The sequence below is a fragment of the Candidatus Rickettsiella viridis genome (genome assembly GCF_003966755.1).
Classification (GTDB): domain Bacteria; phylum Pseudomonadota; class Gammaproteobacteria; order Diplorickettsiales; family Diplorickettsiaceae; genus Rickettsiella_B; species Rickettsiella_B viridis.
On sequence record NZ_AP018005.1, the window covers coordinates 968,866 to 984,669 of the forward strand.

Genomic DNA, 15,804 nt, shown 5'->3' on the forward strand with positions numbered 1-15,804 from the left:
AAACGAGGAAAATAATATGTCTAAAGATAAAACTCAAAAAGCACTTGCTGAACGATACAGAAAGCCAGAAGAGTTTATTAGTGCGGTAGATAAAATTATTGAGTCAAATAAGCAATTTGCAGAGCAAGTGCGTAATGGAACATTCTCCTCAGAAACAGCTGTCAAAGGAACCCCTCGCCTTTATATGACACAAATGCAAGAGCTAGCAAAATTTCAACAATTTAGTAAAGATAAAAAATCCCCTAAGATTCAGTATGCGCTAACCATTAGTGCCTTAGCTAATCAACGTGGCCTATTGCAACCACCCTCTACACCCGACATTCACTTAAAGGATTTGCCCATAAGCGCTATAGCGACACGTAACCATCAAAGTCCGATTGACTTCTGGAATAGATACAACCCGCTCAGCGCAGAAAATAAAGCTAAGGTTGACGAGCGCTTACTCGCTGTCCTAGACCTGCAAGCAACCGCATTTAAAGCCCTAAGGTTTTATTTAGATATCGATCATGCCCCCCTGCAAAAGCAGGCTTTAATGCAAGGAAAAGACGCGATGGAATGGCGCATGAAACATATAAACTCTAATCAAATATCGTTAGAGAAAGCCTGCGATGGCCTCAAAGAGCTGACAGCTGAGAAAAAAACACACGTTGAACATCTAAGTAAGATGAGTGCCGAAGCCAAAGTTCTGTACCCTTCGAAAACGGAACTATTTACCTCCTCTCTTTCGCAGGTACGTCATAAAATGAGCAGTGCTGTAAAAGAAGTGAGCAGTACTGTAAAAGCAATGACATACTCTGCCCACTCCTTTTTCGCTAAGAAAAGCCCGGCAAGCACGAAACCAACGTTTGTTTCTTATATAAGCCGCTTGGAGGAAGAAACATCTAAACCAGAAAAGGAATCCAGCCCTACTTTACTGGCTCTCAGTCGGTAAAAGGCATGGTATAGAAAATACGGCAATTTTTGAACACCTATTTGAGGGGCAGAAACTAGCGCATCACTTCATGCCCCTCAAAAATAGGCATCTAGCCCCCCTAAAATTGAATCTTCCGCATTCATCAGCTATTCTAAAAAAGAGTAAGCCTCTATAGCGGGCGCTATAAGGTTTTACTGATATTACCTAAGGGGAATAGTATGAAAAAATTATTAGTAATGGCTTCAGCTATTTGCATGGGTTTATTAAGTAGCATCAATGTGGCTAATGCAGCCCACTCAGGCCAAAGTGCTTGTGCATTTGATGCAGGCTTAATAAAAAAAGCGGGGTTTGTTTCTGGATCGTACTATGACTCGGCAAGTATACGTCAATTACTATCCAGAGTCGGTGCTACACCACGCGCTTGTACAAATATTGCTTCATGCCAGTATCGCTATGTATGCAGCGAATATCATTATTTAGCAACTAACAAATTAATACCTAACCGCGGTGCTACTATCTATTGGCACACATCACAACCTTTTTAATAAAAAAGGCAATATTCGCATATCCCTTCCAAAGGAAGGGATATTTTTAAGCGTCCCGCTTAAATAATCTCTCATTTTTAGTTTCAAGTGAATAACCCCCTGTAGTTGATTTATCCACTTAAAATACAGCGACGTTATGCGAATAAACTTCGGGAAGGCAACCAGCAAAATTTTTCTTGGGCAAAGCTACTCGTTTATTGGTGCGTAAGCTAACTGTGTGAGATGATTGAATATTGCCCGTTTTGCGAGGGGTGAAAGTGCAGCTGTTTCGCGCGCGTTGCGGTTAAAAAAAGTATTTTTGTTCGGATGATTTGCGGCTTTTAATTTGGCTTTAAAATCATTTTTTTTGGCATTTAAAATAAGAAAAAACTCTCTGCGATCGAAAGCCTCTTCCTCTCTTATCGCCGTATTAGCTTTTTCTATTAATACCTTCTTGTGCTCCATAAAGTATTCTTTTTTTTCAATATTAACGTTTCTTAACAAGGCTTTATAAATATCTTTTGGCGCTACAGTGAAAGACTCTACACTATCTGCCATAAAACCGAATAAGTCTGAATGCAAAAACCACTCTATATGCTTAGGTGTTACCTCTTTGCAAGCAAAGATACATTTTAACTCGTCTAAATCTGCAAAAAAAACTTCAAAAATATCGTCGTCTGGATCTTCATTTTTATCAAGCCCTGCTTCCTTATTTAAATCCTCTTCTAGAGCCGAAAGTAGGGTTTCAATAGCTCTATCATCTGTTTGCTTAGTATTATCCACGTTATTATTCATAACCAATTGTCCTCCTTTTCATACGCAATCTAAGTGCCATGATAATTATTGATCCTTAAAATTTTCTCAAGCCGTCATTGATCATAAAATAAACAAGTTCAAGCTTATTAATTTTAGTGATAGACTAAACTCTAAAAACCTCTGCAATAAAAAGCATGCTAACTTCCAAGCTACCTTTTTAACATCACAAACTATGTCAAATCCCACACCACGCGCCTCACTTTCATTTATAGCCGGCCAAAAAAGCCAATTACAATGCTTGGGCGCATGGACATTAGCGGGCATAAATCAAAAAACCTTAGACTTATCGTTTAAAAAAATAAATAAACAAAAAATATCCCCACTTATTCTGGATGCGAGTGCAATTAGCGCCATGGACTCAAGTGGCGCTTGGCAACTCAACCAGTGGATCAATCAACTTGTCAAGTAAGGCAGCGATGTACAACTACAAGGTCTACGTGAAGAATATCAAGCGCTTTATACGGGTATACAAAAAATAGCTACCCCCTTAAAAAACATGCCTCAACGGGAAGAATTAAAAGGTTTAGCACAACTTGGTAAAAAGACCATCGATCAATTACTGGAAATACAATCATTTCTGCAATTTATCGGTCAATCTTTTATCAATGGCCTGGTTATTCTTTTTCATCCTAAACAATTGCGCTTCAAAGCATTACTCAGTGTGATTGAAGATACTGGGGTACGCGCATTAGGTATCATTGCCTTATTATCTTTTATGATTGGCATTGTATTAACCTATCAAATGGGTTTTCAATTAAAAAACTATGGTGCAACCCTATTCATTATCGATTTATTAGGTTTGGCCATATTGCGTGAATTTGCACCGTTACTCACCGCCATTATGATTGCTGGACGAAGTGGTTCCGCCTTCACCGCACAACTTGGCATGATGAAAATTAAAGAAGAAATTGATGCCTTAAACACCATGGGCATTCTACCCAATCAACTATTAATTTTACCAAGAATTTGGGGACTAACCCTAGCACTACCACTACTCACCATATGGGCGGATATTTTTGGCATACTCGGTGGCATGGCAATGACCCACTCCATGTCACATATTGGTTATATTGATTTCCTGCGCCGTTTTCCCAAAGTCGTTGAACTGTCATCGCTTTTAATCGGCATAGGAAAAGCACCAGTTTTTGCACTTATTATTTCCAGTGTAGCCTGTTTTCAGGGATTACGTGTGCGTGGAAGTGCCGATAGCGTGGGCCGACAAACCACACGCAGCGTTGTACAATCCATTTTTTTTATCATTGTGGCGGATGCACTTTTTTCCATTTTATTCAATACGCTGAATATTTAAGACATATTTATCGTCCTTGTGATTGCCACGCGCTGCGCGCTCGCAATGACGGGGAAAAAGCGCAGCAATCCAGGCAAAGACAACTATACTTTATATTATGAATGCACCTGATAATCCAGTCATTAAACTTGACGGCGTTAAACTATCCCTTGGAGGCCAATGGATACATAAAGGCGTTAATCTTGAGATTAAACGCCGCCAGATCGTTGCGATCGTCGGTAATAGTGGTTCCGGTAAATCAACCATTCTGCGTGAAATTTTATTATTATTAACGCCGACTTCTGGGAACATTGAAGTGTTTGGAAAAAACCTTAAAAAGCTTTCCAGCGCTGAAACCATTGCTCTAAAATGTCGTTGGGGTGTTTTATTCCAGCAATCGGCTCTTTTTACTTCTTTAACCGTTTTAGAAAATATCGCTTTTCCACTGCATGAACATAGTCAACTCGACAAAAAAACGATTAATGAACTCGCTTTATTAAAACTATCTGCTGTCGGTCTACCACTCAGCGCAGCCATTAAATATCCTTCCGAACTCAGCGGCGGTATGCTTAAACGCACCGCTTTAGCACGTGCTTTGGTGATGGATCCTGAATTACTGCTGTTAGATGAACCTACCGCCGGACTTGATCCACAAGGTGCAGAAGGATTTGATAAACTACTGTTAAATTTACGCGATATTTTGGGCTTAACTATTTTAATGGTCACCCATGACCTTGACACCTTATGGCAAATCACCGATAAAGTAGCTTTTTTAAGCGAAGGCACTGTTTTAGCCTTTGCCCCTATGGAAGAATTAACGCAATCAACCAATCCGGTTATACGCACCTATTTTCAAGGACCGAGAGGGCGCATTACTCAACAGATTTATGGGGAACCGCATGGAATCTAAAATCAGCTACACACTGGTAGGCGCTTTCGTGCTTATTTTAACCGGGGCGCTTATTCTTTTTATTACCTGGCTTTCAACAGGCTTTACGACCAAGGAATATAATACTTATCTGGTTATTATGAATGAATCCGTTGCAGGTATAACAAGCAATTCTTCCGTAAAATATAATGGCGTTGATGTTGGGAGTGTCAACAATATTGTTTTATCGAATAAAAATCCACAACAAGTACGATTATATTTACAAATAGAAAAACATACCCCTATCACCGCCGGTACCAGGGCAACATTAAATAGCCAAGGTTTAACTGGTATTACCTATATTTCCTTACAAGGCAGTAACACCGACATGACTTCACTCACTGTTTTACCTGGCGAAAAATATCCTATTATTAAAACCAACCCCTCACTTTTTGTACGTTTAGATACGGCCTTAAGTCAGTTAACCATTAATATGAATCAAATTACTCGAGATATTAATGGTGTACTCGGCGGAAAAAACACTGAATTATTTAGGGAAATTCTCACTAATTTAAATACTACTACTGATCATTTAGCGGCACAAAGCCACCAACTGGATACTATCTTAATCAATACCGCTAAATCAACGCGATTATTTCCTTCGTTGATCAATACCTTAACACAACGAACACTGCCTTCTACCAACGAAGTATTAGATAATCTAACCGTCATGAGTGATAATTTACTTGAACTTTCGGATAGCTTAAAACAAAATCCAGCCGTATTATTACGCGGTCAGACAGCCCTGCCGCCAGGGCCAGGAGAAAAATAAATGTTCTACTCTTCGCACTTGACATCGGCTGTGTTGCTATTCTCAACTCGCAATCCTCATGTATATTTGCTGAAAAAAAGCCGCTTATTTATTTTGCTCGCGTGCATGCTAAGCTTGTCTGCTTGCACGCTGTTTAAACCCATTCCAAACCAACCCTTACACTATTATACGCTGACGGCACTGCCACCCGCTTGCCCAACGATACAAAAAACCCGCAGCACGATATTAGTCACGCAACCGCGTGCCAATGCGCTGTATAGCAACCCACGTATGATCTATAGCCCTGACTGTTATCAAATCCAATATTTTACTCAAAACCGTTGGGCTGATACGCCACCGCATATGTTGCATCTGTTATTAATAAAATCATTACAAAACACTGGTTACTTTCAAGCTATTATTAACACACCGGCCACCACCTACTATGACTGGATCGTAAATACACAGCTATTAAGTTTTCAGCAAGAATTTATAAGCAACCCCAGTCAATTCCGCATTGCCATACGCGTTCAATTAATTAATGCACATACCAACCGCATTATGGCAACAAAAGATTTTATGGTGGTACAACCTGCGCCCATGGATAATCCACACGGTGCAGCAATTGCTGCCAATATGGCTACCCAAAAAATACTAAGAAAAATAGCGGTTTTTTGTTTGGACAGGATAGAATAGTATTTTAACCAATGTAATCACTGCTACGATTAGTTTTGCTAAGTAAAAAAATGGATAATGTTATCAATAAGGAAATATTACTGACCCAAGAATTCGCAGGACAGATACGAAACAAAGTAAATCAAGAAAAAATACCGCTTCAAGCAGGGTATGAATATCATATTGCTAAAGGTTTTTTGGATCTATTAATAAAACTAAAAAAAGAATTAAAAAACAGCTCGTGTTTTCCTTTTGAAAATAATAAAACTAATTGGACACCCGAAATTGAGGAAAAAATTTTTATCTTATATCAGCAATTAAAGAAGCTATTTTCTCCCATAGAAGGGGGATGCCGTCCCGATAATCAATCGGCTTATTGGTCTTCAGATGGACGTAAGGCGGCAGAAAAAATAGGTATAGATTTTGCACATACCGTCATTGGCTCCGTGGTTAACCAGATGATGCCAAAAATTCAAATGGTTATTACTCATAATAAGAAAACAAATGAAAAAATCGAAAGTACCTTTAATTTCATCATCTGGAGCGCACTTTCAAAATTATATATTGAAGAAACCACCAATGATGCTTATGTTTTCCTCGCTGATGGCGAAATCCATTGCCAATCGATATTTTGGAATATAGAACTTCATGCCCTTAGAGAAAAACAACATTCAGGAAACATTCAACACTTGTTTTTATATACGCTACAACCGCACGCGATGCAACACTATCAACATTTATTAAAAATAAGAAACACTAGTCAATCATCGCTATCCGAAAACCTGGGGATTCAAACTGAAATAGACACTATCGTCACTAATAATAATAATTGGCACTGTGAATTACTTGATAACTCTTCTCTTTTTAAAATAAGAACAAAAAAAAATAAAGCCATTACCTTCCAATCTTTAAAAAGCTACGCTTCTGCTTTTTATAAAAATAATCCATCTATACATGCCTCTACCGTTATTAATAACTTAAAAAAGAAGAAATATTCCGATAAAATACTCTCGGCTGCTATAAAAATAATAAATCTAAACGATTTTAATAAAAAGACAAACAATTATATAGTAATAATCGCTAATTATCGCAATATTGAACAACTTAAACTTGTTTTTAATGAAAAAGCACGTGAATATAAAAAAAATACCGGCGCTTGCTAGAAAAGTGCGTCCTTTTGAAATAGGATCTGAATTAGTTACCTATATCTCTGATCCAAGTGCCTCATCTGGCTATAAAGTAGAAACAACCTGCCAGTTATCAGAGGATATGGTTATCGTAAGAAATATGATTGCGCTGTGTAATTCAAGGGGCGATGCCTGTCGTGATAAAGACGGAAATATTATTTACAATGAGTATGCGATGGGAAAAAGTGTTTTTTTTAACAGCTATACGAATCCTGATCAATTATTAGAATGCTTTAGCCAAAAGTTCTATAAAAAAACGACGATCAGAGCAATAGAAATTGATGAGCAAGTTATTTCTATCCTGCATGAGTATGATCAATCGAACCATTCACGCCCTAATGATATTTTTATAGCCACTAACTGGGGGACGGGCGATACAGCGGAATTATTACAGCCCGGTGGCATGCTAACCGATAGCGGTTATGCTATTGCACCAAAAGAATTTGCAGCGACCTACGTGCCTACAAAGAAAAGGCCGACCTTCTTTAATACAACCTCTTCTCGCACTTGCCGCGATAACGAGCTAGAAACTGTAACCGATAAAAAAATAGCTATAAAAACTCAATAAGAGTTTTTTTCGGCTATTTCTCTGCCAATAATGTAATAAAAATATTTTATTACTTATATGCACTTGCATATAATATATTTATTTTCGTATAATGCCTCCGACCGAAATACAATAATAATAAGGGCATTTTATGATAATAACCGATTATTTTAGTATTGAAAAAATCAAGCTTTTCTTTCAAAAAAAGCGCGTAAATATAAAAAGAAAACACCCGTACTCGCCAGACATGTTCGTGCTGATGAAATAGGAACAACATTAACAACCTATATCTCTGACGCAAATAGTTTGCTCGGTTATCAAGTAGAAACCGAATGCCTTTTATCAAAGGATATGGTTATCGTAAGAAATATGACGCAGCTACGTGATTCAAAAGGTAATCCTTTATATGATCAAGAAAATAAGCCTATTTATAACGAATATGCCATGCCAATCACGACGTTTAAAAAAAACTATGGTCATGCCGATCGGTTATTAAAAAGCTTTGATAAAAAGTTTTATAAAAAAATCACTATAAAAGCCATAGAAATAGAAATTGATGATGAAGTGATTTCTATTCTAAGAGAACACGAAAAACCGAATGACCCAACATCTACCGAGATTCGCATCCGAACTTCTTGGGGCGATGAACTGATAGAACCCGGCGGATTATTGACGACTGAACATTACGCTATCTCAAAAAGAGAATCTCAAGATAGCTATATACCTGCTAATAATACCGATAGCGATCAAGAAGATTTAGACGCTAAAAATGATGTAGCAGAACGAACGTCATTGCGAGCGCCGTAGGCGCGCGGCAATCTAGGCTAATATTTACTACATCCCTGGATTGCTTCGTACCTACGGTACTCGCAATGACACTAGTGGCTAAGATTGATTTAAATCAAATAATTTTATAATAGAAGCTAATATGTCTTGCTGATTTAATGTAGCAGCCTGACGTAACGCAACGCTCGGCACATGCAGTAATTGATTGGTTAATCTATAGGCTAAACCTTGCATCACTTCTTCAGCAGAAAGCCCTTTTTCTAATAAAGAAAAGGCCTTTTTTAATTCTTGATCACGCCACTGTTCCGCTTGCTCCCGGTAGGCACGAATGATCGGCGCCACTTCTTTTAAACGTAATAATTCAAGATATTCTTGAAGTTTATTTTCAATCAACGCTTCGGCTTTTATCGCTTCTACTTTACGATGCGATTGATTTTTTTGAATCATTTTTTGTAAATCATTTAAGGTATACAAATAAACATCTTCAAGTTGATTCACTTCCGCTTCAATATCACGCGGCATACCTAAATCGGCCATAAATAAAGGACGCCGCCGCCGTTTTTTTAAAGCGCTTTCCAACATGCCTTTACCTACGATAGGTAATGGACTGGTGGTTGCCGTCACCACTAAATCAACCTCAGGTAAATAGTATGAAATTTCAATTAAAGCGATGGTTTTACCACCTACCATTAATGCTAAGCGCTTTGCATGCTGAGCGGTACGATTTGCAATCAAAAAATGTTGAATACCCTGCGCAAGCAGATGTTTAGCCACTAAAGCCGTCGTTTCGCCAGCACCGATGAGTAACACACGCGCATCCGCTAAGTTTGCAAAGATACATTTTGCAGATGACACTAAAGAAAAAGCCAGTGAAACAGGATGCGCGCTAATAGCCGTTTGATGGCGCACTTGTTTGCTCACGCTAAAAATATACTGAAATAAACGTTTAAATTGATTACCCGCTATACCCAATGAATGAGCGAAAGAAAAAGCCGTTTTAAGTTGCCCGGTAATTTGTGGTTCACCTAAAATAATCGAATCTAAACCGCTAGCAACGCGAAGTATATGACGTACTGCATTTTCTTCGTGATAAACATACCAGTGATTCTGTAAATTCGCTTTAGATACTTGTTTCGTACGATATAACCAATCCAGCGTATGCTGTGCTTGGCCATTAATACAATAAAATTCTGTACGATTACAGGTTGAAAGAATCATCACTTCCTCAGCCTGCGTCTCTTTTAAAAGTTCCTGTAAAGAACCAGCAAGATAATCCGAGGAAAAGCTAAGCTGCTCGCGCAGCGATAAAGGCGCCGTTTCGTGATTAATGCCACAAGCAACAAGATTCATAAAAGTTTAAAATTTATATACTCACAGCAATGGGATTTTTGGCAAGGCGCCGTGAAAACGAGCAACCGCAGTGTATACAACATACATGAGGATTGCGAGGCTAGCGGCAACACAGCCAAAAATTCAAGTGCGAAGAGTATTTGGAAGAGAAAAGACTATCCTTGCCCATTCATGCTTATGTTGAACATCAACACAGCTAAAACCTTGCTCAACGTAACATTGCTGAATACTTTCTACTTGCTCACTTAAGATACCAGCCAAAACACAGAGTCCGTCTTTTTTCAGGTGCTGTTTAAACAGCTTCGCTAAATCCATTAAGGGTTTTGCAAGAATATTCGCCATCAGTACATCCACTTTAATATCCTGCACCAATTGCTGTGGAAATAAACAGCTTATTTGCTCCGGTAAAATAGCATTCTGCCGCGCATTAGCCTGAGTTGCTTCAATGGCTTGTTGATCATGATCAACGGCAAAAACCTTTTTTGCACCGCATTTTAATGCCGCAATCGCTAAAATGCCGGAACCACATCCATAATCAATCAGCGTTTGCCCGCTTTGCACATGAGCATCTAACCATTCTAAACACAATGCGGTACTAGGATGTGTGCCGGTACCAAAGGCTAAACCCGGATCTAAGCGAACAATAACGCCCGCGGGATCAGGCGGTTCCATCGTGGTTGGGCAAACCCATAAACGTTTTCCAAAACGCATGGCTTTAAAATCATCTAGCCAAACACGTTCCCAACATTTATCAGGGACAACTTTAAAACTGGATTTCAAAATGGTTTTGTCATCAAACTCACGCCGCAATGCAGCCATTAAATCAGACATAGACGTATCTTCTGAAAATAAGGCATTTACCTCTACACGTTGCCATAAAGGCGTCGTATTTAAATCAGGCTCAAACAACGCTTGTTCATCCGCTGCTTTCCAGGTAATCGAAACCGCATTGGCTTGCTCTAAAAAATCACTGACTGATTCGGTATCGCTTTCTTTTGTTTGAATAGTAAGTTCTAACCAAGACATAACATTACAGCGTTAAACGCTTTTCAAGGTAATGAATATTGGTTCCACCTTGAATGAAGTGGGGATCGCGCACTAACTCTTGGTGCATAGGAATATTGGTTTTAATGCCCTCAATGACAATTTCATCTAAGGCATTACGTAAGCGCGCTAAGGCTATTTCTCGTGTTTCGCCATACGCAATCAGTTTTCCAATCAGCGAATCGTAATTTGGCGGTACACAATACCCTGTATAGATCGCGGTATCGACACGAATGCCTGGTCCACCGGGCGGATGATACAGTGTAATGGTTCCTGGTGAAGGTAAAAATGTTCGAGGATCCTCTGCATTGATACGGCATTCGATCGCATGGCCGCGGAACGTGATCTCTTTTTGTTTATAATCCAAGGCTTCACCGGAGGCGATACGTAGTTGCTCGCGTACTAAATCAATGCCCGTGATCTCCTCGGTAATAGGATGTTCAACTTGAATGCGTGTATTCATTTCAATGAAATAAAAATTTCCATTTTCATACAGAAATTCAAAGGTACCTGCGCCACGATATTTCATCTCTCGGCAGGCTTTCACACATAATTCACCGATTTGATTACGCTGTTTTTCAGTAACGCCCGGTGCGGGTGCTTCTTCAATCACTTTTTGATGTCGTCGCTGCATCGAACAATCACGTTCACCTAAATGAATAGCGTTACCTTGACCATCCCCTAATACCTGAATTTCAATGTGCCGTGGGGTTACCAAGTATTTTTCCATGTAAACACTGGGGTTTTTAAAATTAGCTTCCGCTTCAGCACGCGTTAAAGAAATCGCATTTAATAAAGCGGCTTCACTATGTACCACGCGTATTCCACGTCCACCCCCGCCACCGGCAGCTTTGATCAGTACCGGATAACCTATCTTTTGCGCAATTTTTAGATTTTTTTTATCATCATTATCTAATTCGCCTTCTGAACCGGGTACACAAGGTATTTTAGCCTTTCGCATCGCAGCAATAGCCGATACTTTATCGCCCATGGTTCTGATCGTCTCGGCGGTAGGACCAATAAAAACAAAACCACTTTGCTCTACACGTTCTGCAAAATCAGCATTTTCCGATAGAAATCCATAACCTGGATGAATACCTGTTGCATCAGTAATCTCAGCCGCCGCAATAATCGCCGGTACATTTAAATAACTGGCTGCCGCCGAAGCAGGCCCCACACAAACCGTTTCATCAGCCAATTTAGCATGTTTCAAATTAGTATCTATCTCGGAATGAATCGCAACCGTTCGTATGCCTAATTCTTTACAAGCACGCAATATGCGTAAAGCAATTTCACCCCTATTTGCAATAACAACTTTATTCAGCATTATTTTTACCTATTAGCAAATGCCAAAAAAACCATCGTCATTGCGAGCGCGAAGCGCGCGGCAATCCAGTAAAATTTGAGTTTTTTCCTGGATGGCCACGGCCGGATCGAATATCCGGCCTCGCCATGACGAGATATTTTATTTTTATACTGTACAAAAATCATTATTATTCGATAATAAACAGAGGCTGATTAAATTCAACCGGTGTTCCATTTTCGACTAATCTTTTTTTAATGATGCCTGCTTTATCAGCTTCAATTTGGTTCATCATTTTCATGGCTTCAACAATACAAAGCACATCGCCTACTTTTACAGTTTGCCCTAATGCGACAAAAGGATCCGCCGCTGGATTGGGTGCTAAATAAACCGTTCCCACCATAGGCGAACGAACTTGATGGCCGGATTCAGGCAGTTTTTGCGTATTGTCTTTTGCCTGGGATCCAGAAGGAACAATGGCAGCCGCTGGCTGCGAGGAAGAAGCTTGCGTCAATTGGCGTTGAATCCGTATTGACTGCTCGCCTTCTGTAAATTCAATTTCACTTAAGTTATTCTCATTAAGGAGTTTAATAAGCTGATTAATTTTTTCCGAATCCATATAACATGGGCCTCTTCTTTCAATCTAATATTAGCGGCTTATTGGAGCATATCCGATTGTACTTTACTAGTCTTTAGGGAAAACCTATGAACAATCTAGCGCAAATAAAGTGCCAAACACTGGCAGGCGTTGGTCCCAAAATAAGTAACTATTTGGCCAAATGCGGCATTCATACCTTACAAGACCTGCTCTTTCATCTGCCCCACCGTTATGAGAATAGAACGCAGATAACGCCCATCAGCCAGGTAAAACCCGGAACACAGGTATTAGTAAAAGGCACTATTATTCAAGCCACGAGCAAATTCTCCTCTAAACGTCAGGCAAGCCTCTATTGTCGCCTACAAGACGAGAGCGGTAGCTTAGGCCTACGGTTCTTCCACTTAACCCTACCGCAGCGCCAGCAGTTTAAAACCGGCGCTACTTTGCTTTGTTTCGGCGAAGTACGCACCTCATCCAGGAAATTTTTTGAACAAGAAATTGTTCATCCTGATTACGAATTTTTAAGTCCGAATAAAGAATTCAGCTTACCCCCTCACCTCACAGCGGTGTACCCCAGTACACAGGGTTTAAGCCAACGCACCTGGAATAAATTGATACATCAGGTACTCTCATTATTAAGCCCAATATCAACCGATAAAAATACTGTTCAACATCATTTTCGCGATTATTTACCCAAAGCCCTATTAAAATTATTACGACTACCGGATCTTGTTAGCGCTTTACATTTTTTACATAAACCACCTCCCAGTACATCGCTTGATGCACTAAGTGCAAAAAAACATCGCGCCCAACAACGTCTTATTGTCGAAGAACTGCTTGCGCATTTCTTGAGCGTTCGAACCAGCAAAAAAAATCGCGCACAAGAAGTAGCACCCTTATTACTCGCAAAAAACCAATTAACCAAGCGCTTATCAACCGCTTTACCTTTCCAACTGACGGCTGCACAACAACGCGTTAATCAAGAGATCAGTGCTGATATGGCAAAACCGTATCCGATGCAACGCTTATTACAAGGCGATGTAGGTTCTGGCAAAACGGTTGTGGCTGCCTTCGCTGCTATTCAAGCGATTGAAAATCATTACCAAGCGGCCATCATGGCGCCTACCGAAATTTTAAGCGAGCAACATTACCAACATTTTCATCGTTGGCTAACGCCCATCGGTTGTCATGTGGTTTGTTTGCGTTCAAAACTGAAAGCAAAAGAAAAACGAAAAATTTTATCTGCCATAGAAACGGGAAAAGCACAAATTGTGATTGGCACCCACGCCCTTTTTCAAACCCATGTTAAATTTAAAAATCTCGGCTTAATTATCGTCGATGAACAACACCGCTTTGGTGTACAACAACGCTTAGCGCTGTGGGAAAAAGGACAAAATAATAGCTTGCAAGCCCATCAATTGTTTATGACTGCGACACCGATTCCTCGTACTTTAGCCATGACCTCACTCTGTGATCTCGAACTTTCTTTCCTTGATGAACTTCCACCTAAGCGATTACCGGTGAAAACCATTGTACTTTCAGCCAAACATCGTGCTGATGTCATCGCACGAGTTCGAAATAATTGCCTGCAAAAAAAACAAGCCTATTGGGTTTGTCCGCTGATTGAAGAATCCGATTTAGTCCACTACGAAGCCGCTAAAAGCACACTCAAACTATTACAATCCTATTTACCTGATTTACGTTTAGCGCTTATTCATGGTCGTCTTTCGCCAGAAGAAAAAGAAAGTATCATGCACAAATTCAAAGCCCACGATATTGATGTACTCGTTGCCACCTCGGTTATTGAAGTGGGTGTGGATGTAGGTAACGCTAATTTAATGATCATAGAAAATGCAGAACGCCTAGGACTCGCGCAACTTCATCAGTTACGCGGACGCGTCGGTAGAAATCATCAACAAAGTTTTTGTGTATTACTTTATGAACGCTTATCGCCCATTGCAAAAAAGCGTCTCTCTATTATGAGAAAAATTAATGATGGTTTTATGATTGCACAACATGACTTAGAACTACGCGGGCCTGGTGAAATCTACGGACTGCGTCAAACCGGCTGGCAACAATTGCGCATTGCCGACCTGAGTCGTGATTATTATTTACTTCCACATGTAGAACGACTGAGCGACACCATTACAAGAAAACATCCTGATTTAATTGAACCCATTATTCAACGTTGGACGAAAAATAATAGTCAGGACTGCAGTAAGGTTTGATATCTTACTAGCTCGCCGAGCAATGACGATGAGCTTTCAAAAACCCTTGGGCTATTAGCACTAACCTTCTTTCTTATTTTACATGATTTAAAAAAAGCATTATTGTTTGCGAAAACGAATGTGCTCTCCCTTTGCATGGGCATTAGATAAGTATCCTCCCCTGCAATATAATCTATTTCAGTTTGACTCAATTTTTCAACCCACGGAAAGATCTGCTTCAGACTTGAGTCAAAAATACGATCAACCGCAACATTCCTGCTTTTCTTCTTAGCATCCAATTCTGTATTCTTTTTAATATATTTTTTATAGGCTTTTAGCTCGCCTTGGGTCAGTTTATTTTTGTTAACCTCTAAATAATTCGTAAAAAAATTTAAGGACTGCGCATTCCAAACCAATTGTATAGGCAATTGCTCCCAGTACACCGTGGTATAACCTCTTCTCTGGCAATTATCCCCCACTAATTTTTCTAAATCACTATAAATATCTCTTTTAGAAAGCTGAACTGCGTGATCAAAAGCAAACATAGAACAACTATCAAAATCCTGTTGTAAATTATGAACTTTGCCTAATTCGTCCCGTTTTCCGCTCGCAACAAACAGGCGATCAAATGCAAACTGCTTGAGCTTCCCGTAGACACTCATCATTCTTTTATCATTCGCTGCATCGAGCAGTAAACAGCGCTTATGTTCTGCGCATGAAATATCGACGGTTAGGTAATGGCTTCCATGTTTTATAATGAGTTGCAGCCTTTTATTGATGGCAAAATTAGACTTTAAATGCTCACTTAAAAAACTCTCCAATTTATCAAACGCTAGCACGTAGCATGTAAAAGGCTCTAACTTTGAAGCGATTCGAGACCTTCTTTC

17 protein-coding genes are annotated in these 15,804 nt (G+C 39.6%); 11 read left to right on the plus strand and 6 right to left on the minus strand.

Annotated elements, in window-relative coordinates; genetic code table 11:
- Positions 1-16 precede the first annotated feature (16 nt).
- Complete coding sequence (locus tag DMP02_RS04490; RefSeq protein ID WP_126322872.1) at positions 17-931, plus strand: hypothetical protein; 915 nt, start codon at positions 17-19, stop codon at positions 929-931.
- A gap of 200 nt (positions 932-1,131) precedes the next feature.
- Entirely contained in the window at positions 1,132-1,458 is a 327-nt protein-coding gene (locus DMP02_RS04495; protein ID WP_126322873.1) for a hypothetical protein, read from the plus strand.
- A 186-nt stretch (positions 1,459-1,644) separates the two neighbouring features.
- Here the strand turns inward: DMP02_RS04495 and DMP02_RS04500 are convergent, their stop codons facing one another.
- Positions 1,645-2,232, minus strand: a complete 588-nt coding sequence (locus DMP02_RS04500) for a hypothetical protein (RefSeq protein ID WP_126322874.1) — start codon at positions 2,230-2,232, stop codon at positions 1,645-1,647.
- A gap of 193 nt (positions 2,233-2,425) precedes the next feature.
- On the opposite strand from DMP02_RS04500, the gene DMP02_RS07380 reads away from it, so the two are divergent.
- The 8 genes from DMP02_RS07380 to DMP02_RS04535 all read left to right on the plus strand — a co-directional run bounded on the left by DMP02_RS07380 (position 2,426) and on the right by DMP02_RS04535 (position 8,436).
- Positions 2,426-2,662 (plus strand): STAS domain-containing protein, encoded by a 237-nt coding sequence (locus DMP02_RS07380; RefSeq protein ID WP_232019619.1) that lies wholly within the window; start codon positions 2,426-2,428, stop codon positions 2,660-2,662.
- Positions 2,663-2,749: 87 nt separating this feature from the next.
- The gene (locus DMP02_RS04505; protein WP_232019620.1) at positions 2,750-3,562 is read left to right on the plus strand and encodes an MlaE family ABC transporter permease; all 813 of its coding nucleotides are present in this window, start codon (positions 2,750-2,752) and stop codon (positions 3,560-3,562) included.
- 97 nt (positions 3,563-3,659) lie between these two features.
- Positions 3,660-4,451, plus strand: coding sequence for an ABC transporter ATP-binding protein (locus DMP02_RS04510; RefSeq protein WP_126322875.1), 792 nt, complete (start codon positions 3,660-3,662; stop codon positions 4,449-4,451).
- Complete coding sequence (locus tag DMP02_RS04515; RefSeq protein WP_126322876.1) at positions 4,441-5,241, plus strand: MlaD family protein; 801 nt, start codon at positions 4,441-4,443, stop codon at positions 5,239-5,241. Before DMP02_RS04510 ends, DMP02_RS04515 begins: the two co-directional genes overlap by 11 nt.
- The gene (locus tag DMP02_RS04520; RefSeq protein ID WP_126322877.1) at positions 5,242-5,916 is read left to right on the plus strand and encodes an ABC-type transport auxiliary lipoprotein family protein; all 675 of its coding nucleotides are present in this window, start codon (positions 5,242-5,244) and stop codon (positions 5,914-5,916) included.
- A 50-nt stretch (positions 5,917-5,966) separates the two neighbouring features.
- Positions 5,967-7,058: a hypothetical protein gene (locus DMP02_RS04525; protein WP_126322878.1), complete on the plus strand. Its 1,092-nt coding sequence runs from the start codon at positions 5,967-5,969 to the stop codon at positions 7,056-7,058.
- Positions 7,027-7,650 (plus strand): hypothetical protein, encoded by a 624-nt coding sequence (locus DMP02_RS04530; RefSeq protein WP_126322879.1) that lies wholly within the window; start codon positions 7,027-7,029, stop codon positions 7,648-7,650. Before DMP02_RS04525 ends, DMP02_RS04530 begins: the two co-directional genes overlap by 32 nt.
- A gap of 348 nt (positions 7,651-7,998) precedes the next feature.
- Positions 7,999-8,436, plus strand: a complete 438-nt coding sequence (locus DMP02_RS04535; protein WP_126322880.1) for a hypothetical protein — start codon at positions 7,999-8,001, stop codon at positions 8,434-8,436.
- 78 nt (positions 8,437-8,514) lie between these two features.
- Here DMP02_RS04535 and hemA read toward each other — a convergent pair whose 3' ends face one another.
- From hemA to accB, 4 genes are all read right to left on the minus strand, one after another.
- Positions 8,515-9,765 (minus strand): glutamyl-tRNA reductase, encoded by a 1,251-nt coding sequence (gene hemA / locus DMP02_RS04540; protein ID WP_126322881.1) that lies wholly within the window; start codon positions 9,763-9,765, stop codon positions 8,515-8,517.
- Positions 9,766-9,888: 123 nt separating this feature from the next.
- Positions 9,889-10,791, minus strand: coding sequence for a 50S ribosomal protein L11 methyltransferase (prmA, locus tag DMP02_RS04545; RefSeq protein ID WP_126322882.1), 903 nt, complete (start codon positions 10,789-10,791; stop codon positions 9,889-9,891).
- Between the two features lie 4 nt (positions 10,792-10,795).
- Positions 10,796-12,136, minus strand: a complete 1,341-nt coding sequence (accC, locus tag DMP02_RS04550) for an acetyl-CoA carboxylase biotin carboxylase subunit (RefSeq protein ID WP_126322883.1) — start codon at positions 12,134-12,136, stop codon at positions 10,796-10,798.
- A gap of 166 nt (positions 12,137-12,302) precedes the next feature.
- Positions 12,303-12,731, minus strand: coding sequence for an acetyl-CoA carboxylase biotin carboxyl carrier protein (accB, locus tag DMP02_RS04555; protein WP_126322884.1), 429 nt, complete (start codon positions 12,729-12,731; stop codon positions 12,303-12,305).
- 86 nt (positions 12,732-12,817) lie between these two features.
- Between accB and recG the strand changes: the two genes are divergently transcribed.
- Positions 12,818-14,938: an ATP-dependent DNA helicase RecG gene (gene recG, locus DMP02_RS04560; protein ID WP_126322885.1), complete on the plus strand. Its 2,121-nt coding sequence runs from the start codon at positions 12,818-12,820 to the stop codon at positions 14,936-14,938.
- Here the strand turns inward: recG and DMP02_RS04565 are convergent.
- A complete protein-coding gene (locus DMP02_RS04565) occupies positions 14,917-15,738 on the minus strand; it encodes a hypothetical protein (protein WP_145985130.1) in 822 nt (273 codons plus the stop codon). The genes recG and DMP02_RS04565 overlap by 22 nt on opposite strands.
- Between the last annotated feature and the right edge of the window lie 66 nt (positions 15,739-15,804).